The organism is Mesorhizobium sp. M1C.F.Ca.ET.210.01.1.1, from assembly GCF_004791585.1.
Taxonomy (GTDB): Bacteria; Pseudomonadota; Alphaproteobacteria; order Rhizobiales; family Rhizobiaceae; genus Mesorhizobium.
In genome coordinates, this window is record NZ_SRUU01000208.1 from 1 (window position 1) to 291 (window position 291).

Consider the following 291-nt stretch of genomic DNA (forward strand, 5'->3'; position numbering starts at 1 on the left):
CTGGAAAAGCGCACGGGCGCGCATTTCACCTATTTTTTGTCTTGCGTCTTCCTGCTCTCGCCGGAAACGCGGCAGGACTATGCCGGCCCCGGCAAGGCCGCCGGCAAATCCAATGTCGGCTTCGGTGCGTCGAAACAGGACGTCGCGGAGCGTCTTGAACAGGTCCGGCTAGCCGCAGCCGAAGGTCACGACATCGGCAGCCATGCCTGCGGCCATTTCGACGGCAAGGACTGGAGCAAGGCCGACTGGCTGACCGAATTCGCCTCCGTCCGGCGCATCTTTGAAAACGCC

The 291-nt window shown here is 62.5% G+C and carries 1 pseudogene; it reads left to right on the top strand.

Annotated elements, in window-relative coordinates:
* Positions 1-291: pseudogene (locus tag EN853_RS33605) on the top strand (polysaccharide deacetylase); the annotation flags it as partial.